Annotated in this window: 19 protein-coding genes and 1 pseudogene; 10 read left to right on the forward strand and 10 right to left on the reverse strand. The window is 60.2% G+C overall.

Annotation, left to right across the window (positions count from 1 at the left end; all coding sequences use genetic code 11):
• Positions 1–50: 50 nt before the first annotated feature.
• The 4 genes from ABD937_RS21195 to ABD937_RS21210 all read left to right on the forward strand — a co-directional run bounded on the left by ABD937_RS21195 (position 51) and on the right by ABD937_RS21210 (position 2,185).
• Positions 51–296, forward strand: coding sequence for a hypothetical protein (locus ABD937_RS21195; RefSeq protein WP_345257963.1), 246 nt, complete (start codon positions 51–53; stop codon positions 294–296).
• Between the two features lie 112 nt (positions 297–408).
• Complete coding sequence (locus ABD937_RS21200) at positions 409–627, forward strand: hypothetical protein (protein WP_345257964.1); 219 nt, start codon at positions 409–411, stop codon at positions 625–627.
• A 385-nt stretch (positions 628–1,012) separates the two neighbouring features.
• Positions 1,013–1,219, forward strand: a complete 207-nt coding sequence (locus ABD937_RS21205) for a response regulator transcription factor (protein ID WP_345257965.1) — start codon at positions 1,013–1,015, stop codon at positions 1,217–1,219.
• A gap of 810 nt (positions 1,220–2,029) precedes the next feature.
• Positions 2,030–2,185 (forward strand): hypothetical protein, encoded by a 156-nt coding sequence (locus tag ABD937_RS21210; protein WP_345257966.1) that lies wholly within the window; start codon positions 2,030–2,032, stop codon positions 2,183–2,185.
• Between the two features lie 55 nt (positions 2,186–2,240).
• Here the strand turns inward: ABD937_RS21210 and ABD937_RS21215 are convergent, their stop codons facing one another.
• Positions 2,241–3,194: a tetratricopeptide repeat protein gene (locus ABD937_RS21215; protein WP_345257968.1), complete on the reverse strand. Its 954-nt coding sequence runs from the start codon at positions 3,192–3,194 to the stop codon at positions 2,241–2,243.
• Between the two features lie 219 nt (positions 3,195–3,413).
• Between ABD937_RS21215 and ABD937_RS21220 the strand changes: the two genes are divergently transcribed.
• From ABD937_RS21220 to ABD937_RS21240, 5 genes and pseudogenes are all read left to right on the forward strand, one after another.
• Positions 3,414–5,405 (forward strand): WG repeat-containing protein, encoded by a 1,992-nt coding sequence (locus tag ABD937_RS21220; protein WP_345257969.1) that lies wholly within the window; start codon positions 3,414–3,416, stop codon positions 5,403–5,405.
• Positions 5,406–5,649: 244 nt separating this feature from the next.
• Positions 5,650–6,318 (forward strand): DUF2461 domain-containing protein, encoded by a 669-nt coding sequence (locus tag ABD937_RS21225; RefSeq protein WP_345257970.1) that lies wholly within the window; start codon positions 5,650–5,652, stop codon positions 6,316–6,318.
• Positions 6,319–6,521: 203 nt separating this feature from the next.
• On the forward strand, positions 6,522–6,944 hold the full coding sequence (locus ABD937_RS21230; protein WP_345257972.1) for a GxxExxY protein: 423 nt from the start codon (positions 6,522–6,524) through the stop codon (positions 6,942–6,944).
• Between the two features lie 112 nt (positions 6,945–7,056).
• Positions 7,057–7,893 (forward strand): oxidoreductase, encoded by an 837-nt coding sequence (locus ABD937_RS21235; RefSeq protein ID WP_345257973.1) that lies wholly within the window; start codon positions 7,057–7,059, stop codon positions 7,891–7,893.
• A 202-nt stretch (positions 7,894–8,095) separates the two neighbouring features.
• Positions 8,096–8,428: pseudogene (locus ABD937_RS21240) on the forward strand (four helix bundle protein); the annotation flags it as partial.
• A gap of 65 nt (positions 8,429–8,493) precedes the next feature.
• Here the strand turns inward: ABD937_RS21240 and ABD937_RS21245 are convergent.
• Complete coding sequence (locus ABD937_RS21245) at positions 8,494–9,495, reverse strand: aspartate-semialdehyde dehydrogenase (protein ID WP_345257974.1); 1,002 nt, start codon at positions 9,493–9,495, stop codon at positions 8,494–8,496.
• A gap of 240 nt (positions 9,496–9,735) precedes the next feature.
• Here ABD937_RS21245 and ABD937_RS21250 point away from each other — a divergent pair, with 240 nt between their 5' ends.
• Positions 9,736–12,321, forward strand: a complete 2,586-nt coding sequence (locus ABD937_RS21250; protein WP_345257976.1) for a lamin tail domain-containing protein — start codon at positions 9,736–9,738, stop codon at positions 12,319–12,321.
• A gap of 295 nt (positions 12,322–12,616) precedes the next feature.
• Here the strand turns inward: ABD937_RS21250 and ABD937_RS21255 are convergent, their stop codons facing one another.
• The 8 genes from ABD937_RS21255 to ABD937_RS21290 all read right to left on the reverse strand — a co-directional run bounded on the left by ABD937_RS21255 (position 12,617) and on the right by ABD937_RS21290 (position 20,200).
• On the reverse strand, positions 12,617–13,156 hold the full coding sequence (locus ABD937_RS21255) for a DUF420 domain-containing protein (protein ID WP_345257977.1): 540 nt from the start codon (positions 13,154–13,156) through the stop codon (positions 12,617–12,619).
• Positions 13,131–13,988: an SCO family protein gene (locus tag ABD937_RS21260; protein ID WP_345257978.1), complete on the reverse strand. Its 858-nt coding sequence runs from the start codon at positions 13,986–13,988 to the stop codon at positions 13,131–13,133. The genes ABD937_RS21255 and ABD937_RS21260 overlap by 26 nt, the downstream gene beginning before the upstream one ends.
• A gap of 112 nt (positions 13,989–14,100) precedes the next feature.
• Positions 14,101–14,544: a cytochrome C oxidase subunit IV family protein gene (locus tag ABD937_RS21265; RefSeq protein WP_345257979.1), complete on the reverse strand. Its 444-nt coding sequence runs from the start codon at positions 14,542–14,544 to the stop codon at positions 14,101–14,103.
• A gap of 39 nt (positions 14,545–14,583) precedes the next feature.
• Positions 14,584–15,456 carry a cytochrome c oxidase subunit 3 gene (locus tag ABD937_RS21270; RefSeq protein ID WP_345257980.1) on the reverse strand — a complete coding sequence of 291 codons (873 nt, stop codon included), beginning with the start codon at positions 15,454–15,456 and terminating at the stop codon, positions 14,584–14,586.
• 141 nt (positions 15,457–15,597) lie between these two features.
• Positions 15,598–16,164, reverse strand: a complete 567-nt coding sequence (locus tag ABD937_RS21275) for a cytochrome c oxidase subunit 3 (protein ID WP_345257981.1) — start codon at positions 16,162–16,164, stop codon at positions 15,598–15,600.
• 51 nt (positions 16,165–16,215) lie between these two features.
• Positions 16,216–17,148 carry a heme o synthase gene (gene cyoE, locus ABD937_RS21280; protein ID WP_345257982.1) on the reverse strand — a complete coding sequence of 311 codons (933 nt, stop codon included), beginning with the start codon at positions 17,146–17,148 and terminating at the stop codon, positions 16,216–16,218.
• Between the two features lie 87 nt (positions 17,149–17,235).
• Positions 17,236–19,068, reverse strand: coding sequence for a cytochrome c oxidase subunit I (locus ABD937_RS21285; protein ID WP_345257984.1), 1,833 nt, complete (start codon positions 19,066–19,068; stop codon positions 17,236–17,238).
• 34 nt (positions 19,069–19,102) lie between these two features.
• Positions 19,103–20,200 carry a cytochrome c oxidase subunit II gene (locus ABD937_RS21290; RefSeq protein ID WP_345257985.1) on the reverse strand — a complete coding sequence of 366 codons (1,098 nt, stop codon included), beginning with the start codon at positions 20,198–20,200 and terminating at the stop codon, positions 19,103–19,105.
• Between the last annotated feature and the right edge of the window lie 103 nt (positions 20,201–20,303).

Consider the following 20,303-nt stretch of genomic DNA (forward strand, 5'->3'; position numbering starts at 1 on the left):
TCAAGCTTCACCTCAAGAAGTGCCGTTGCTGATTAACGTGATGAATACCTATGCATCCTGAATTACACCATATCGACCTCGACAGCCTGGTGCGCATGCACCAGTCCGCCGCATTCCGCCTCCAGGCGGCCCTCCTCGGAGGAGCCACCTGGCAGGAGGTTCAGGACCAGCGTGAGCTGGTGACCGAGCTTTCCATTGCCATCCAGAAGCGGCGCACCCTGAACGGGAGCCCCGCCGATATGCCCGGGCGCACCCGCGGCGGCGGTGAGCACTCGCCGGCCGACCGGGAGCCCTGACCGGTTCCCGACGCAGCAAAAACGATATGGGGCAGCCTTCGGCGGCCCTTTTTTATTCCGGGCCGGTAACCGGAACGGATTTTGTCCTTTTTCTCCTGCTAAACCTATGACAATGGATGAATTCTACTCTGTAGAGCTCGACACCTTGAAGCACCTTTATCAAACCGAGCTCCATCAACTAAGCAATGCCCTCCTGCAAGGTGCGGCCTGGGAGGAAGTAAGCGTACTCCGGTCGATGGTTACCCGCCTCGAGCGCGCCATCGCCGACCGCACCGAGCCCCCGCGCGTCCTGCATTCCGCCCCGTTGTTCTCCAGCCTGGCAAGGCATTAAGCTCCTCCCTATTTCTGGTGAGTGCCCGTACTTAACGGACTGGTTCCATCTGCGTGTGCCCGTACGAGCGCGCGTACGTGCCTGTTCGGGCACCGGCGGCTGCGGCCTGCGCGGTTGCCACCCGCAAGCCCCGTCCTGCGTGCCGGCAACCGGGTATACGGACCAGCACAGGAGCGCCAGGATCGCTACCCGGCGCATCGGGCGCCGGTTCGGTTTGCGGTTGTCCCTGACCGGGAGCGGGGGCCGCTATTTGTCGAAGAAGTACCCATGAAAGGGTATACATATAGGAGAAATACGGTATTTAGAGGGTTTTTTTACCATTCATCGATGGATTAGCTGCCTAATCATTTGGAATATTGGCTTCAAGCCGTACTTTAGTTGCTCCATGAAGCCGATAGAATTCAACCGTACAGAACTGGCCATCATCAAGATGATCTGCAAACAGCAAACCGCCAAGGAAATGGCGGACAAGCTCGGGCTCAGCTTCCGGACCGTGGAAGAGTACCGGGGATCCATCCAGAAAAAGGTTAAAGCCAAAAATCTGGTAGGGATCGCCCTGTATGCCGTGAAGCAAGGGCTCGTGAAGGTCTGAGCTGAAAAGCGCTAACTGCAGATGTCCTCCGGGGACGGCGCGCCGTCCTGTATTCGCGTGGACGCATCAATCTCTCCTCCTCAGTTTCATCGCTGACCGGGGCCTAGCGCCTTACGCCCCCGAAAAACGCGGTTTCGTTACCGGTTTTCCCTTACCCACTGCCTGCCCCGGGGCCGCAAACCCGCTGCCCGCCTTTATCCGACCCACATCACAACGCCCGGCCGCGTAAAAAAAGAACCGGGCCTCAAAAGGCCCGGCAACGGTCATCTATGAACCACATTTACGGGTATCAGGACAAGAAGCGGGCCTTGGGGAATCTTGCCGTCAACGCCTGCTTTTACCCGTTCTGCGCCCGAAACAGTGCCCCCCGCTCAGTAAAACATTCCGCAAAACGACGCCTGCCGGCCCAGGCCGCAGCCGGCCACCGGTTATGCACAAGCAGTCCGTTCAAGTCATCCCATGCCGGGCTATAAACCTTGTGAAAAACGATGGCGCCCGGGAGGATACCCGGCGGGAGATGCAGCGTAGCCCGAACCCGGGAAGCGGCACATGGCGGTGCGGTAGCCATACGTGCGTCCGACGCTGCTCCTGGGCCGCCGATTACCGGGCACCGGCGTGCCGTGCACCTGCATGCGGAAACCTTCCGCGCAGACCGCCATGCGGGCCCCGTGTATAAATACGGGTAGGGTGCCGCCATTGGGGAAAGAAGGGCCGCAACCGCATTGAATTGGGGTCCGGACAACGGCAAGGCCCTTATATTGGCCATGGCACCGCAATTGAATCAGTAGTAGCCCCGAAATCCGAGTGAATATGATGCGACGTTTAATGTGCTACGCGGCTTTTGCCCTGTTCGTGTTCAGCTTTACCTACACCAGCAACTCCGACGCCGCTTCTGCGGCAGCGGCGGTTTCGAAGAGCACGGAGAAAAAGCCGGTCCCTTCGAAGCCGGCAGCCCCGGTACGGTAACCTCATTCCGCTGAAACACCCACGTGGTCAAGACGCGCCCTGCGCGTCTTTTTTACTATGCCTTCCGGCTCAGGGCACGCCACAGCACGATGCCTGAAACGGCCAGCAGCAATGTGCCGCCACCCAGTATCCAGACAAGCCGCTCCTTTTTAACTACCGGCTCCAGTCGTGGCTCGTGCAGCTTGAACCGGTACGGCTGCTCCGCTGCGTAGGTGTACTCGTTCTTAAGCCCCTGTTGAAGCCGGGCGAGCTGCCGGTACCTGAGGTCGAAAAGCGATCCCTTGTATCCATACGCCGCCGCCGCATCGAATATGCGCAGTGCATCAGTGGTATTGTGAAGTATGGCGGTAAGGTTGCCCATATCAAACAGCAGTTGCGCCACGATGGAATCGGGTGGCGGCACGAGGCCCATGCGCTCCTCTAGCTGATATTGCAGGGCGATGCGTACTTCCTCTGCCCGTGTGGTGTCAAGACCGCCCAGCTGTGGCACTTTATCGTTCCCGGAATCGAAACCCAAAAGGCCCATCGTGCTGAGCGGCAGCTTTCCGAGCTTGACCTTCAAAATATTCACATGGATCCATTCGGATCCATCATGGGCCGCCGGGTTGATGCGGATGGCCCACCCGATCCAGAGCAAGGCGGAATCGTTCTTCCCGATCAGCTCGTAGAGCGTGCCCAGGTTGGCAGCCGTGCTGTAACGCCCCGGGGCGCGGCGCTCGAGGTCCAGAAAGACAGCACGCGCCTCGGCATACCGCTCCAGGTAGACAAGGTGCAGCCCATAATCGGAATAGGCGTCGAGGTCGCCCTTACGGCGCCACTGCGCATCCAGCTCCTGCAACCGGGTTTGGCGGTAAGCCAGGTTTCTGGCAGTATCTCTGACGTGAGGCGTCCATAGGGTATCGTTATACACCTCGCGCCTGTCGAGGGTATGCTTCAACTCGTTGAGGCAGGCATGCGCCGGCAGGAAGAAGAACAGGAGGACCAGGATAAGCAGCAGGCAGCGCCCCATAACGACCGGTTTCTATTAAAGGTATTCATTCATGCTTAGCCTGCAAGCCGCTATGCCCCAAAAGAGCAGTACCCACCGCATTTCTACGGTCTGCCTTGGAGCGCCTGCCGTCGCTACAACACATATAGCGGGAAGGCATCATGGTTTTATACCGCCTGTCGGGTATCCGGCCAACCGCACGGGCGCCTTATCTTGTGCGCAGCACAAAACCGGAGCTACATGAAACCCTTCCTCCTCCCCCTCGCACTCCTTGCCACGGCCACCCTGCAGGCACAGGAGCCGATCCTCTTTTCGTCGGCCGGCCGCTGGGGCTACCTCCACCCCAAAGACAGCTCCGTGCTCATCGCCGCGCGCTTCGACAGCGCGCGCGTCTTCTCGGGACGGTATGCGCCGGTGCTGCAGGGGGGCAAATGGGGCTTTATCGATGCCGCCGGCACCCTGCTGGTGCCGCCGCGTTACGACGATGCCGACCATTTCGCCGAAGGCCGCGCCCCGGTGCTGCGGCATGGCCGCTGGTACTTCGTGGATCCGCAGGGCCGCGAGCTCGGCGCCGGCTACGAAGAAGTGGCGTCCTTCAGCGAGGGCCGGGCGGCCGTGAAGCGGGATGGCGCCTGGGGCTTCATGGATACTGCCGGCCGGGAGCTGGTACCCCCCGTGTTCCGCACCGTGCGCGACTTCTCCGAAGGACGCGCCGCCGTAGAAAAGGGCGGCGCCTGGGGCTACGTCGATGCCTCCGGCAAGCTGCTGGTGCCCATGCAATACAGCAGCGCCGGCGACTTCCGCGATGGCTTCGCCCGCGTGGCCCGAGGCAGCCGCACCACCCTCATCGACAGGGGCGGGCGCGAGCGCTTTGCGCCGGTGAGCGAGATGATCCAGAGCTGGAACCGCGACCTGGCGGCCCTCATGCAACACGACACCGAGCAGGTGTTCCTGCTCAACACCCGCACCGGCAAGCGCATCGGCACCCAGGTCTGGAACGAGGTGAACCTCTACGCGCTCCCGGGCCTCGCTGTGGTCACCAACAACAACCTGGTGGGCATCGTGCATCCCGACGGCCGCGTGCTCACGCCCCCGAAGTACGGCGCCATCGGCACGCTGCACCGGGGCCTTGCCGAAGTGGAAGCCGAGGGCGGCCTCGGCTACCTCGACTCCACCGGCCGCGAGGTGCTGCCCCCGGAATACGAGACCGTAAGCCTCCAGGCCTTCAATGGCAACTATGTTATCCACGCATACCGCCAGGGCAAGGAAGGACTGTTCGACCAGCGTGGACGCACCATCGTGCCCGTTCGGTACACGGGTGTGCAGCCGGTATACGACCGCCCCTTTGTGGAGGTGTCCAGCAGCGACAGCGCGGGGCTATATGACGCGCGGGGAAAAGTGATCGTACCGCTGGGCCTCCACAGCATCAGCCTGCCCCGGAAGACGCGCCTCATCGAGGCGGAGCGTGAAGGGCTGACCGGCCTCTACGATACGAAGGGGCGCCTCGTACAGCCGTATAAATACAACTACGTGGGCCACCATCCCGAGGCGGGCCTTATCGTGCTCGGACTCGAAGAGCAATTCTACCTCGCCGACAGCAACGGCCGGCTCCTGCTTCCCGATGCCTTCGACTACCTGCGTCCCGGCTCCGACGGCCGCGTGCTGGCGAAGCGCGGCGAAACCATCGGCTACCTCGACCGCTCCGGCAGATTGGTCATACCGTACCGCTATACCGATGCGACTCCGTTCAGCGAGGGCCTCGCGGCGGTGAAGGAGGGCGAGAAATGGGGCTATATCGACCGCTCCGGGGCCTGGGCGCTGCGCCCGGCCTGGCGGGTGGCCGGCGCTTTCTCGGGTGGCCTCGCGCCGGTAAAGGAAGGGGCGCTCACGGGCTTCATCAACCGCAAGGGCGTGCTGGTGGCGCCCTATGCCTATACCGAGACAGGCACCTTTTCGGAGGGGCTCATCGCCGTAAAAAACGACAGCGGCTGGGGCTATCTTGACGCAACGGGCACCGAAGTGACCGCACCGCAATTTGCCGAAGCCGGCGCCTTCGCGGAAGGCCTCGCCGCGGTGCGCGTTGGCGACAAATGGGGGTATCTCGACCGGAACGGCACCCTCGTCATCGCGGCGCAATACGAGTCTGCCGACGGATTTGAAAAAGGCGCCGCCACGGTGAAGCGGAACGGGAAATACTTTACGATCAATAAGCAGGGACAGCTGGTGGAGTGAGGGGTGGCTGCCGCGCCGGCGGAAGCCTGCGCCGCCGGGCCCTCTGCATGCACCACTTACCCCAGCGTGTTGGTTGAGAATCATCGACCTCCGGCCATCGGCTGGAGCAGCTGCAACGGCTCCATTGAACCCGGAAGTTCCCGCTTCGAATAACTACTACATCCGTCGTTTCTTTGCACCTGCCTTTTTATGCCCCGGCGGGCGAAGCCCAAAACCTTCCAAAACCTCCAAAACCTTTTCTCTGATGCTCGAGCCCCAGACCCTCCGATACCTCTCCGCCCTCAAGGCCAACAACAACAAGCCCTGGTTCGACGCGCACCGCACGGCCTACGAGGCGGCCCGCATCGACTTCGGCAACTTCATCCAGCTGCTCATCGACGCACTCGGCAAGCACGACCTTTCCGTGGCCGGCTTAACATCGCGCGACTGCCTCTTCCGCATCAACCGCGATATCCGCTTCTCCAACGACAAAACGCCCTACAAGTCCAACTTCGGCGCCTCCATCAAGCGCGGCGGCCGCAAGAGCCCCTTCGCGGGCTACTACTTCCACCTCGAGCCGGGGGGCCACTCCTTCGTGGGCGGCGGCCTCTGGCTCCCCGACGCGCCGAAGCTCAAAACGATGCGGCAGGAGATCGACTACAACTGGGCCGAGTTCCGCGGCATCCTTACCGACAAGACCTTCAAAAAGACCTTCACCGACCTGTACCGGGGCGACGACCAGCGGCTCTCCACGATGCCGAAGGGCTATGAGAAAGACAACCCCGCAGCCGAATACCTCAAGCTCAAAAGCTTCATCGCTGAAACCCGCATTGCCGACGAGGCCCTCACGAAGGCCAGCCTCCATAAGAAAACGCTGGAGGCTTTCGTGGCGCTGAAGCCCTTACTCGACTTCATTAACCGGGGCATAGAGTAAGCCAAAACAAACCCTGCCTGCGGCAGGGTGTCCACGCGGCGGCGCGGCGGGGAACGGCGCAACGTTCCACTTTTTCCTTGATCTTGAATCTGCATGGCAATGCACGGAATGCGGCAGTGTGATCCTTCGATACCTTAAATATGGTTTTTTACCCGTTTGAAAAACAGGAAAAAACCAGAATTCAATGGTGCTTTTCACCTTGCTTGAACGTACTGCAAGTGAACCTTAGCGAAAAAATCATGGTGCTGCTTACTGAAAATCAGATCGCAGATTCCATTCTCGATTGCGCTTTTAAAATCCACCGCAGGCTGGGGCCCGGGTTGCTGGAGAGCGTTTATGAAGAGATCCTGTGCTATGAGCTTCGCAAACTCGGGTTCTTCGTAGAGCGCCAGAAAAATATTACGCTGATTTACGACGAGCTGGTTATTCCTAGGTCATTCCGAGCCGATCTGATCGTGGAACGTCTTGTTCTAGTCGAGCTGAAATCCGCGATTGACTTGCATAAGGAATATTACAAGGTGCTGTCTACCTACCTGACCGTGACCCATATCAGGTTGGGTTTGCTTATCAACTTCGGCGCGCCCCTACTCAAAGATGGGATCCGTCGGATCGCCAATGGATTATAAGCGCTGCGCCGCCCCCCGCCGCGTCGCTGCGTGCGCTCTCCGCTTGCGGAGGCATCAGCTGCGAACTCTTTCGCGTGCTTTTTGTTAGGGTTATCACTACAATTTCTTTCTTATGTCCAAAGTCTGGTTCATCACCGGCGCCTCGAGTGGGCTCGGCGCCGCCCTCGCCGCCGCCGTGCTTCAACGGGGCGATTCGGTTGCCGCCACCTTCCGCAAGGCCGAGCAGGCCTCCGCCTTTTCCCAGCAGGATCCCGTGCGTGCCCAGGGCATCGTGCTCGACCTCACCGACGGCGCCCGCATACCGGCGGCGGTGCAGGAAGCGCTCGCGCACTTCGGCCGCATCGACGTGCTCGTCAACAACGCCGGCTACGGTACCATCGGCGCCATCGAGGAGTTTACGATGGACGAGATCCGGGCGCAGTTCGAGACCAACTTCTTCGGGATGGCGGCGCTCACGCAGGCGGTGCTGCCCCCGATGCGCGCGCAGGGCAGCGGGCACATCCTCCAGCTCTCCTCGGCTGCAGGCATCAAGGCCACGGGTGGCTTCGGCGTATACAACGCGTCCAAGTTCGCGCTCGAGGGTTTCAGCGAAGCGCTGGCGCAGGAAGTAGCCCCTTTCGGCATCCGCGTCGTAATCGTGGAGCCCGGCCCCTTCCGCACCGAGTTTGCCGGCTCCTCCGTGCAGCTCGCCGCCCGCCGCATGGACGAATACAAGACCACCCCCGTAGCCCAGATGTATCACTATATCAGCCGCATCCACGGCCGCCAGGAAGGCGACCCGCAAAAGGCTGCCCGCGTGCTCGTCGACTACGTGCACAACGGCAACGAAACACTGCGGCTGCCGCTGGGTAAGCATCCCATCGATGTCATCAAGGCAAAGCTCAAATCAGTGGAACAGGACCTCGAAACGAACCGGGCGATTGCGTTGAGTACGCTGGTTGATGTTTGAGGAGAGGTGTTGAAGGTTCTTAAGGTTTTTAGGGTTCTTAAGGTTGGTGGGGAAAACAGCAGATTCGGGAAAAAAGACCGCTTCCTGGAGAAAAATCCCGCTTCCTGGTTGCCGTTGGAGCGAAAGGGCCATGCTAGCTTTAGGTATGCCCACATTCAAACGCTTTGAGGATATTATCGCTTGGTAACTTGCGCGAGATCTTTGCCGGGAAATTTACGTGATCAGCAATAGCACTGGTTTAGGAAGGGACTTCAAGCTCCGCGATCAAATCAACGCCTCTTCGGGCTCGCTCATGGACAATATTGCTGAAGGCTTTGGGCTCGGTGGCAACAAAGAATTCATCCAATTCCTCGAGATCGCGCACGCTTCCGGAGCTGAAACGCAATCGCAGCTGTACCGTGTACGGGATCGACAGTATATCCTTCAGCCTGATTTTGAGCGATTATACAAATTAGCCGGGCGCTCCAGGAAAGCGATCATGGAGCTGATTAACTATCTGGGCGGAAGCGATCTTCGGGGCCCTCGATTCAAATGAGCAGGCCCCGATGAAAAAAGTTCGGGAAAACCCGAACCCTAAAAACCTTAAAAACCATCAGAACCCTAAGAACCGGGCTCGATAAGCTTTTCCCGAAGTAAGTACTCCGCAATCTGCACCGCATTGGTAGCCGCACCCTTCCGGAGGTTATCCGAAACGATCCACATGTTGACGGTCTTCTCCTGCGTTTCGTCGCGGCGGATGCGGCCCACGAATACTTCGTCCTTTTCATGTGCCCACAGGGGCATCGGGTAGAGCTGCTGCGCGGGATCGTCCTGCACGATGACACCGGGAGCCTGCGCCAGCACGTCGCGGAGCTCGCCCAGGTCGTATTCGTTGGCGAACTCCACGTTCACGCTCTCGCTGTGGCCGCCCACCGTAGGAATACGGACCGTGGTGGCCGTAACGCGGATGTTGTCGTCGCCCATGATCTTCTTCGTCTCGTTCACCATCTTCATCTCCTCCTTCGTGTAGCCGTTGTCCAGGAAGACGTCGATCTGCGGGAGGGCATTGAGGTCGATTTGATACTTGTACGCCATCGGGCCTTCCTTACCCTGCCGCTCGTTCATCAATTGATCCACGGCCGCCTTGCCGGTGCCGGTGACGCTCTGGTAGGTGCTCACCACCACGCGGTTGATCTTGTATTTGTCGTGCAGCGGCTTCAGGGCCACCACCATCTGGATCGTGGAGCAATTCGGGTTGGCGATGATCTTGTCGGTGTTCTTCAACACATGCGCATTCACCTCGGGCACCACCAGCGGGCGTGCGGGGTCCATGCGCCAGGCAGAGGAGTTGTCGATGACGGTGATACCCGCCTCCGCAAAGCGCGGCGCCCACTCCTTGGACGTATCGCCGCCGGCCGAGAAGAGCGCAATCTGCGGGCGTGCCGCGATGGCGTCTTCCATGCTCACGATGCTGTAGGACTTCCCTTTGAAGGTAACCTGTTTCCCCACCGAGCGGGCCGAGGCCACGGGCACGAGTTCAGTTACCGGGAAATTGCGCTCTTCGAGCACCTGCAGCATCTTGGTGCCCACCAGCCCGGTGGCACCCACAACGGCGATCTTCATAATCTGAGTTTAAGGAAAGCGAAGTTACGGGATCGCTGATCCTTGATCTCAGATCTCGGATGTGTGATCTCAGATTTCAGATCGGTGATCCCCCCATGCGTCAGCCATAGATCCCAGATCCGAGATCACACATCTGAGATCCCCTCTGGTGTTTTTCCCACCGTCCGGCCGGAAAATCCCAGCCGGCGCGGGTCTTCTTCCTTTGTCCGGGGGCCTGGGCCGCGACAATTTTACAACACCATGCGGATCCTTTTCTCTTTATTGCTCCTGGCGCAACTGCCCGCGGCGGCACAGCAGGCCGATGACTTTAACGACGGCGACCTGACTTCCGGCACTGCCTGGACCGCTACGCCGGCGGCCTGGACCGTCAACAGCAACGGGCAATTGCAGAGTGCCGCTACCACCCCCAATAGTTCCTTCGCGATCGCCGCGCCGAATGCGCTTGCATCAGGCGCTCAGTGGGACCTGTGGCTGCGCCTCGCCTTCAACCCGTCTTCGCAGAACTATGTCGATGTCTGGCTGCTGTCGGCTACGGCGCAACCCGACGACCCGGCAAACCGTGGTTACTTCGTCCGCATCGGTGGCGCCGCCGACGAGCTGGCGCTGTACCGCAAGGACGCGGGCGCGCCCGTCAAGATCATTGACGGCGTCGATGGCCAGCTCGACCGCCCCGACAACGAGCTGCACCTGCGGGTGCTGCGTACCGCCGCCGGCGGGTTTCGCCTGCAGCGCAGTAACGGCGGGGCCTTCGTTACGGAAGGGACGGCTACCGACAGCACGTATACGGGTAGCGCCTGGTTCGCCATCGCGGTGCGCCAGAGCACGGCCTCTTTCTTTGGGAAACACTATTTCGACGACCTGCGCATCGCCCCCTACGTGCCCGATCTCGACCCGCCGGAGCTCGCCCGGGTAGTGGCGATCGCCGATACGCTGGTAGACGTCTACTTCTCCGAGCCCGTGGACCCCGCCGGCGCGCGCAATCCCGCAAACTACTCCGTGAACGAAGGCGTCGGAGCACCGCTCTCGGCTACGGGCGATGCTTCCGACGGAGCGCTCCTGCACCTCCGCTTCGCCGGCGCCCTGCCGCAGGGACGTACGCTGCTGCTCACCGCCCGCCGCATCCGCGACGAAGCCGGCAATGAGCTCGTGCAGGACACCGACAGCTTCGTATGGTATGTGCCCCGGCGCAACGACGTGGTGATCAGTGAAGTGATGGCCGATCCATCGCCGCCGCAAGCGCTGCCGGCGGTAGAGTACGTGGAGCTGCGGAACCGATCGCCGTTCCCGGTACCGCTAAGGGGCTGGCAGCTGGCGTCAGGAAGCAACCGGAGCGGCCCCCTTCCCGACCTGGTGCTGGCCCCCGACTCCTTCCTGATTGTGTGCGCTCCGGCTGCCGCAGCCTCCTTGCTGCGTTTCGGCCGCGTGGCTGCACCCGCATCCTTCCCTGCGCTCGGTAATGATGGGGATACCCTGGGCCTTGTTAACGCTGCCGGCGCAGTGGTGCACTCCCTGGTCTATACAAAGAGCGACTACGGCAGTGCGGTCAAGCAGGAAGGCGGATGGAGCCTCGAACTCGTGGACGCCACGCAGCCCTGTCGTACCCGCGGCAACTGGAAGGCAAGCCGGAACCCCGAAGGCGGTACGCCCGCACGCAGGAACTCGGTAGAAGAAGCCTTGCCGGGCTCAGTGTTCCCGCAGCTCCTTCGCAGCTATGTTGCCGACAGCGCTACCCTGGTGTTGTTGTTCAGCGATGGCCTCGACAGCGCAGCGGCGGTGCAGGCGCAGTATGGGTTGAGCAACGGGGTGCAGGTGCTTACGGTGGGGTGCAGGCCGCCGCTGTTCCGGGAGGTCTGGTGCCGGCTGGCAGTACCCTTGCCGCAGGGAGCGCAAGGCACCGTGCAGGCAACAGGGCTGGCTACCTGCACCGGTGCGGTGCCGGCAGGTGCGACAACGCGCTTTGGCCGACCCGTGCTTCCGGATACGGGCTTCCTGGTCTTCAACGAGCTGCTCTTCGCACCGACGCCGGCGGGGGCCGAATTCGTGGAGCTCCTGCACCGGGGCGCCCTGCCGGTGGATGCGGGGCAGCTCTACCTCGCCACACGGGCGCCCTCCGGCAGCCTCGGCGCACCCATGCGGCTCTCGGATGATCCCTTTACCCTGTACCCCGGCGATCACCTCGTGATCAGCGAGGATGCGGCGGGGGTGCAGCGGGGTCACTTCGTGGCGCAGGAGGGGCTGCTGTTGGAGCTGAAAGGCATGCCGGCGCTACCCGACGGAGGCGGCACGCTCGTCCTGCTCAACAGCGCGGGAACGATCCTCGACGAGGTACGCTATGCGCCCGACTGGCACTTCGCGCTGGTGCAGGATCCGCATGGGGTTTCCCTCGAGCGCATCCGGCCCGGGGGCCCTACGCAGGATGCGGGCAACTGGCATTCGGCGGCCCGCACGGCGGGCTACGGGACGCCCACCGCGCGCAACTCGCAATACGCTCCGGAAGGAAACGAAGAGGCAGGCGCCGTAACTGTGCGTCCCGCGGTATTCTCGCCCGACCACGACGGGCACGACGATCTTGCCTTTATCGACTACCGGCTCGAGCGGGGTGGCTATGTGGCCAACTGTAGCATCTTCGACGCCTCCGGGCGGCCCGTGAGGGCCTTGCTGCGCAATGGCCTGCTCGGGCCACAGGGCACCTGGAGTTGGGATGGGCTGGATGACGCGGGTAGAAAGCTCCCGGTCGGCGTCTATATCATCTTCACGGAGCTGTTCGCGCTGGATGGAACGAAGCAACGGTTCAAGAAAACGGTGGTGCTGGCGCGGAGGCTGTAGGTCTATTGGTCTATTTGTAAGGGGGCGTTCACAGTGCAGGAGTTTTCGCTGGGCTGGAATTCATTGCGGGCGCAGTGTGCCTAGGGTTCGGGAAAATCTACTGCATGATGCGGAAGGCGACTGAGGGGCCCAGGCCACATGGCCAGAAACCATGGAGGCTGGTTCATGATCGAATAGCCAGGGCTGCCCCCTTCGCGGAATCTATCCCGCCACCAGCGGGACCACGGGGGACAACGTGGGTTAGTGAAGGGGCAACCGGCAATGTCGTACCTTATCCGGTTAATCTTTCACCCGCTCACGTATAATACGGACTGATCAGCGCATACACGATCGGGCCCGTGACGGCCACATAGAACCAGATGGGCCAGGTGATCTTCGCGAGCTTGCGGTGGCGGGCATTCTCGCCAATGAGGGCGCGGTAGGCCGTGAAGAGGATGAAGGGAAGGATAATGGCCGCCAGCACGATGTGCGTGGCCAGGATGATATAATACACCGTCCGGATGGTGCCCGTGCCGCCGAACTTCGTTTCGCCAGCCAGCAGGTGGTGCGCGATATACGACACCAGGAAAAAGATGGACAGGATCATCGCGCCCATCATGATGCGGCGGTGCGTGTCGTACTTGCCGTTCTTCGCGGTATAGAGGCCCGCGAGCAGTAGTACTGCCACCAGCGAGTTGATCACGGCGTTGATCTTCGCGAAGATGTGCACGTCGAAGCCGGCGTCGATGTCGAGCTTGACGCGGCCCAGTACCACAACGGCGGCAAAGACCACAAAGGAAACGAGTAGGATAAGCGTACGGGCGCGCTTGTCATTTTTGCTGATCAGCAATGCCATGGGAGCGTTTGTCTTTTTTCAGGTAATACGAAAAGGCCATCAACCCGGCGATGAGCGCGAATGCGAGTACCGCTATGAGTTCCAGCTTGCCGGCGAAGATGCCCTTCTTCTTCGGGTCCTTTTCGAGCGAAACGAGGATGATGTCGCGCGACAGCTGGCCGATGGACGCCGTGTCCAGCCCATGGTAATAGCCACGGATGTTGCGGTTCTTGTCGATCAGCACCAGCATATCGGTATGAAGGAAGCTCGTGTCCACACCCTTTCCATCAACAGCCAGCACCTTCATATCGTTGATCGAAAGGTCATAGATCTCTTTTTTATCGCCGGTGAGCAGCCACCATTTGTCGGGGTCGATACCATAGCGATCGGCCCAGGCCTTAAGTGCGGGCACCGAGTCGCGCTCGGGGTCTACGGAGAAGGAGAGCAGCTGCACATAGCGCGGCGCCTGGTCGCCAACCCGCTGGCCGCTGCTGAGGCCGTCTTGCAGACGCTTCATGTTCATCGTCATCCGCGGGCAGATGGTGGGACACTTCGTGAAGAAGAAATTGGCGACCACCACCTTGTTCCGGAACGAGTCGGTGTTACCGACCCTGGCCCGCATCGACTCCCAGGTCACCGTCTGCCCGAGCTGGTTGGTGAGCTTGAAATCCGGGATGCGGTGCCACAGGGTATCGTTGACCTGCTTCCCGTCAATGGTACGCGACGAAACGGAGTCGTAAATGTAATGACGTGGCATCGGCACTACGTCCTTGCTGGCCTGCTTCACGATGAAGTAGCCCACAAGCGGCAGGAGGAGGGCAACGAGCAACCCGTATATGGCGGTCTTGTTCACGGTAGGAGGTTGGTGGCTTTCGGAAAGGTGATCGACGGAGCCTGGTGGGTATAAAAAACCGTCGCCCGCAAAGGTATGCAGGCGACGGCTTCGTTATTTACGTCATGCGGAATTAATGCAGGCCGGTGGCGCGGGTCGTGTCGGCCTTCTTCATTTCGTGCTGCATCGTCGTCTCCTGGTAGTACTTGTCGTAGCGGTTCCGGAGGGTGCGGAAGGAGTTACCGTCCCACAGGAAGGCCGCGATGAACCAAACGAAGAGGAGCAGCGGCATCACGATGGTCATGATCATGTTGCGGATCTCGTCGCCGAGGTGCATGAAGATGCTGACGATGTAGAAGGCCTTGGCGATCGTGAGGATGCAGATGACGCCTTTGAGCAGCAGCAGTACGAAGGACGACATGTCCATAGCGTACATGGCCAGGCCGAGGCCGAGCTCGATAACCGTCAGCACCGACAGGATGATGGTCGTTTTCCAGATGCGGCTTGTGCCGTGCGAAGGCTCGTGGTGATAGGTGATCTCGGGGCTGTGCGTGTTGCTATGCAGGTTGTGTGCCATTGTGTCTTTTTTGTTCGTGAAAGCGGGGAAAGGGTCGGGTTAGATCAGGTAGAAGCAAAGGAATACGAATACCCATACGAGGTCTACGAAGTGCCAGTAGAGACCAGCCTTCTCGATCATCAGGTAGTGGCCGCGCTTTTCGAAAACGTTGTTGCGGGTCATGAGCAGCATCACGATGTTGATGATGACGCCGGAGAATACGTGGAAGCCGTGGAAGCCGGTGATGGCGTAGAAGTAGCCGCCGAAGGCTACCGGGCCGGCCTCACGCACATGCATGTCGGCAAGGTGGATCATGCCGCGCAGCTTGTCGTCGCTCATGGCGAGCAGCTGCTCGTGGGTGAAGCTTTCGTTGTGGAGGTGTGCGAGCTTGGCGAGGCCTTCATGCGGCGTGGCGGCAAGTGCCTGCTGCAGGGCCGGACCTTCTACCAACGGACCCCAGGGGTTAACGGAGGTGGTCTGGCCGATCACTTCGAGGGCGCCGTTCATCAGCACGGGGTGCTCACCGAAGATGAGGTGGTTCCATTCCCAGGCCTGGCAGCCGAGGAATGCGAAACCGCCGATGATGGTCCAGATAAGCCATTTTTCTACCCCTTTCTTGTCGTTGTGGTGGCCGGCGTGTACCGCCAGTACCATCGTCACCGAGGAGATGATGAGGATGAAGGTCATTACCGATACGAACGCGAGCGGCAGGTTGGCGTGGCCGGTAAAGGGCATCGCGTTGAACACCACGTTCGGGTCGGGCCAGTAGTTCTGGGAGAAGCGAATGGTACCATAGGAAATGAGGAAGGCGCCGAAAGTGAAGGCGTCACTCATGAGGAAGTACCACATCATCAGTTTGCCATACTCCACATTGAACGGGCTTCGTCCGCCCGCCCACCATTGCTTACCCGTTACGACAGCAGATTGAGCCATATTTCAGTTTTACTGTTTGAAGTTTGAGGTTTGACGTTCTTCCCGTCGCACCTGGTTTTATTTCTCATAAGGGCCGCTGGCTGTGGATCCCGTTGCTTCAGGCAACTTCAAACCACAAACATCAAACCCCAAACTTATCCCTTATCCGATCCACACAAAGAACACCAGCAGGTAGAGCCACAGCACATCAACAAAATGCCAGTAGGTCGCCATCACTTCTACCGGCACCACGTTGTAGCTTTTGCTCCGGCCGAAGAACGCCTTCAGGAACACTATTGCCAGGGCCACCACGCCGCCGATGACGTGCACTGCGTGCAGGCCGGCGATGACGTAAAGGAACTGGCCGGCACCCGCTCCGCGGAACTGGACTCCGTGCTCCCAGAGCCAGCGGAAGCCGGCATACTGAAGGGCTACGAAGGCGAGGCCGAGCACCAGCGTCACTACCAGCAGCAGGCGGTAGCGTTGCAGGGCACGCTGGCGGAACGAGCGGAGCGCGAGGTGCATCGTAATGCTGCTCAGCACGATCGCCGCCGTCGAAAGCCAGAACGCAGAAGGTGTCTCCACCCCTTCCCAGTTGGCCTGGTTGCGCTTCACGATGTAGGCAGACGTCAGGCCTGCGAACATCATCAGGATGCTGCCGATGGCCACCCAGAGGGTGAACTTGTGGGGATGTATCTTCTGTCGTTGTGTCGTGCTCACGATGTCCATCTCTCGTTTTATCAATCGGTTCTTATAATGGATCCCTTGCGGGACCTTGTCTTACAACTTGTCGGCCAGCAGCGCCAGCAGCACTACCGGCAGGTGCAGGTAGGAGCTGAACATCACGCGCCGGGCGGCCTTGGCATCGTTCTCGCGATAGAGCCGCACGCACTGGAACACCAGGAAAGCGTTCGTCAGCGTCACGATGATGAGGCTCGTGGTGCCCGTCATGCCCGTATAATAAGGCAAGGCGCACACCGGGATCAGCACCAGCGAATAGATGATCGTCTGCAGCGCCGTGAACTTCGTAGGCCCTTTCTCGCTTGGGAGGAGCTTGAAGCCCGCACTCGAGTAATCGCGGTGCGCTACCCAGGCAATGGCCCAGAAATGCGGAAACTGCCACAGGAACTGGATCGCAAAGAGGATCCAGCCGCCCACGTTGGAGTAGGTCCGCTCTCCCACCGCAATCGTGTCGAAGGGCATGAACCGGTCGGTACCCGCCACCCAGCCGATGAGGCAGGGAAGGGCGCCGGGAAATGCTCCCACAAACACGGAGATCGCGTTCACCTTCTTCAGCGGCGTATACACGAAGGCATACAGGAACAGGCTGAAGGCGGCGATGCCAGCAGAGAGGAAGTTGAAGAAGTACGCCAGGATGCCCACGCCGGCGAAGCCGGTGATAATGGCAAAGGCCCATCCTTCGGTTGCCGACATCCGCCCGGAAGCGATCGGCCGCTTGGCTGTCCGCTTCATCACGGCGTCGGTGTCCTTCTCCACCACCATGTTGATGGTATTCGCGGAGCCTACGACCAGGAAACCGCCCACGAACAGCAGGGCGATCATCGTCCAGTCGAAGGCCACCACGTTGGGTGCCATCAGGTAGCAGACCACGCTCGAGAAAGTGACCATGATGTTCAGTGATGGCTTCGTCAGCTGCAGGTAATCCTTGAGCCGGCCGGGCGGCTTTTCCGCCGGCGCCTCTCCCTGATTCATCAAAACGTCCTTTCCGGTTTGCAAACGATCGATTTCAAATAACTAAATCGGATCCCACAATATCAATCACACAGTATGCGCAGCGGCTTAGTGCTTCGTCTCGTTGGGGCCCAGGGGCTCCGTTTGCGGGATGAAGTCACGGCCGTCTTTGCTGTAGTCGTAGGCCCAGCGGTGTACCTCGGGGATCTCGCCCGGCCAGTTGCCGTGGCCCGGGTTGATCGGCGTGGTCCACTCGAGCGAAGCAGAACCCCAGGGGTTCAGGCTGCGCACCTTGCGGCCTTTGAACATGGAATAGAAGAAGTTGAACACGAACAGCAGCTGCACCGCGAAGACGATGATCGACACGATGGTGATGAAGATGTTCAGGTCGTTGAAGTGGTTGAACGAGCTCCACAGGCGGAAGTCGAGGTAGCGGCGCGGAACACCGGCCATGCCCTGGTAGTGCATCGGCCAGAAGATCAGGTAGGCACCGGCTAGCGTCACCCAGAAGTGGATGTAGCCCAGCGTGTTGTTGAGGTAGCGGCCGAACATCTTCGGGAACCAGTGGTACACACCGGCGAACATGCCGAAGAAGGCGGACACACCCATCACGATGTGGAAGTGCGCGATCACGAAATAGGTGTCGTGCAGGTGGATGTCGAGCGTGGAGTTACCGAGCCAGATACCCGTAAGACCACCCGAGATAAAGAGGCTCACGAAACCGATCGAGAACATCATGCCCGGCGTGAAGCGCAGGTTGCCGCGCCACAGCGTCGTGATCCAGTTGAACACCTTGATGGCCGAGGGGATGGCGATCAGGAGCGTCAGGAGCACGAAGAACGCACCGAGGAAGGGGTTGAGGCCCGACACGAACATGTGGTGCGCCCATACGAGGAAGGCGAGGATGGTGATGGCGAAGATGGAGCCAACCATCGCCATGTAGCCGAAGATGGGCTTGCGCGAATTGACCGACATCACTTCGGATACGAGACCCATCGCCGGGAGGATGATGATGTATACTTCGGGGTGACCCAGGAACCAGAAAAGGTGCTGGTAGAGGACCGCCGAGCCGCCTTCGTTGGGGAGCACCTGGCCGGCCACTACGATGTCGCTGAGGTAGAACGAGGTACCCAGGTGACGGTCGAACAGCAGGAGGATGAAGCCCGAGAAGAGCACGGGGAAGGAGAGTACACCGAGGATCGCGGTAAAGAACAGCGCCCAGATGGTAAGGGGCAGGCGCGTCATGCTCATGCCCTTCGTACGCATGTTGAGGATGGTAGCGATGTAGTTAAGACCACCGAGCAGCGACGACACCACGAACAGCGCCATCGACACGATCCAGAGGTCCATACCGATCTTGGAGCCGACCGAGGCCTGGCCGAGGGCCGACAGCGGCGGGTACGAGGTCCAGCCACCGGAGGCGGGGCCCGTCTGTACGAACAGGGAGGAGAACATCACCACGGAGGCGATGAAGAAGAACCAGTACGACAGCATGTTCATGAACGGCGAAGCCATGTCGCGGGCACCCACCTGAAGCGGAATGAGCAGGTTCGCGAAGGTTCCCGACAGGCCGCCCGTCAGTACGAAGAACACAAGCACGGTACCGTGCATGGTGATGAGCGCGTAGTAGAACTCGGGCTGGATCTGACCGCCCTTGGCCCAGTTACCGAAGAATGTCTCCAGGATGGGGAACGACTCGTCGGGGTATGCCAGCTGGAGGCGGAACAGCACCGAGAAGAGACCGCCCACGATCGCCCACAGCATACCCGTGATGAGGAACTGCTTCGCGATGGTCTTGTGGTCCATGCTGAAGATGTACTTCGAGATGAAGGTCTCCTTGTGGTGGCCATGGTCGTGGCCGTTGCCGTGATGGTGATCCACATGCAGGGCGCCGTGTGTGTCGGCGGCGGATTGCGTGTTGTGGTGTGTATGCTCGTTCATAACTTAAAGCTCTTTTGGATGGGTTGTCAAAGGGTTAGCGGTTCAGCATGGCGGTGGGCTGGGCGGCCGCGGCGGCACTGTCGGCAGACTGAACCGGCTTCATGTTGGTACCGCCCGGCTGTGCTGCGGGAGCGGCGGGGGCTGCGGCCGGTGCGGCACCGCCTTTGGCGGCGAGGTACTGCGGCTGCTTCGTAGCGATCCAGGCGTTGTACTCTTCCTGCGTTTCCACGATCACCACACCGCGCATCGAGAAGTGGCCCTTGCCGCACATCTGGTCGCAGGAGATCTCGTAGTTGAAGTCAGGACCGTATTTCTCTTTCATCTGGCGGGTCGTGAACTTGGGGGTAAACCACATGGTGGTGGGGATACCCGGAACGGCGTCCATCTTCATGCGGAAGTGTACTAGGCCCACGTCGTGGATCACGTCCTTGGCGCCGATGATGAACTTGACGGGTTTGTTGACCACTACGTGTACCTCACCGGTAGTATAGATATCATCGTGGTTGGCAGGGTCGTTCCAGTTCTGACCGAGGGGGTTGGCCGTAGCCTCGTTGATGTCTTTGTAATAGCGCTTGCCAAACTGGCCGTCCTTACCCGGGTAGCGGAACTCCCAGTTGAACTGCTTGCCCCACACTTCCACTTCCTGCGCGCCCTTGGGGGCCTCGCCGGTGATCTGGAACCAGTAGTAGAGACCGAAGCCCACGAGGATGGTGAGCGTGATCGCGGGGATCACGGTCCAGATCAGCTCGAGCTTGTTGTTGTGCGGGTAGTAGAACGCTTTGCGGCCTTCCTTCTCCTGGTACTTGTAGGCAAACCAGAAGAGGAGCACCTGCGTGAGCACGAATACGGCGCCGGTGATCCACAGGGTGATCATCAGCATCGAGTCGATGCGCTCGCCGTGGTTGGAGGCAGCTTCGCCCAGCACTTTGTCCTTCAGCGCCTCGTGGCACCACACCACCCCGATGAGGCCCAGGATCAGGAAGGCCAGCAGCAGGAAGGCGTTGATGCGGTTGTTCTCTTTCCGGGTCTTTTCCTCACCCCGCAGGATGGACACATATTCGCTGGCTTTGGCGATCTGGAAGATGATCAGGAATCCCAAAATGACAGCTACTACAATCCACGAAATAGACATATCGTTATACAATTTGAATGGTCATCATCGGCACCGGTGTCCCTTTCGGAACGCATGTGCAAATTTCGTTATAGATTCAGCCTTTCGGCGTCTTTCAATGGTT

This window comes from Flaviaestuariibacter amylovorans (assembly GCF_039541815.1).
GTDB classification, from domain to species: Bacteria; Bacteroidota; Bacteroidia; order Chitinophagales; family Chitinophagaceae; genus Flavisolibacter; species Flavisolibacter amylovorans.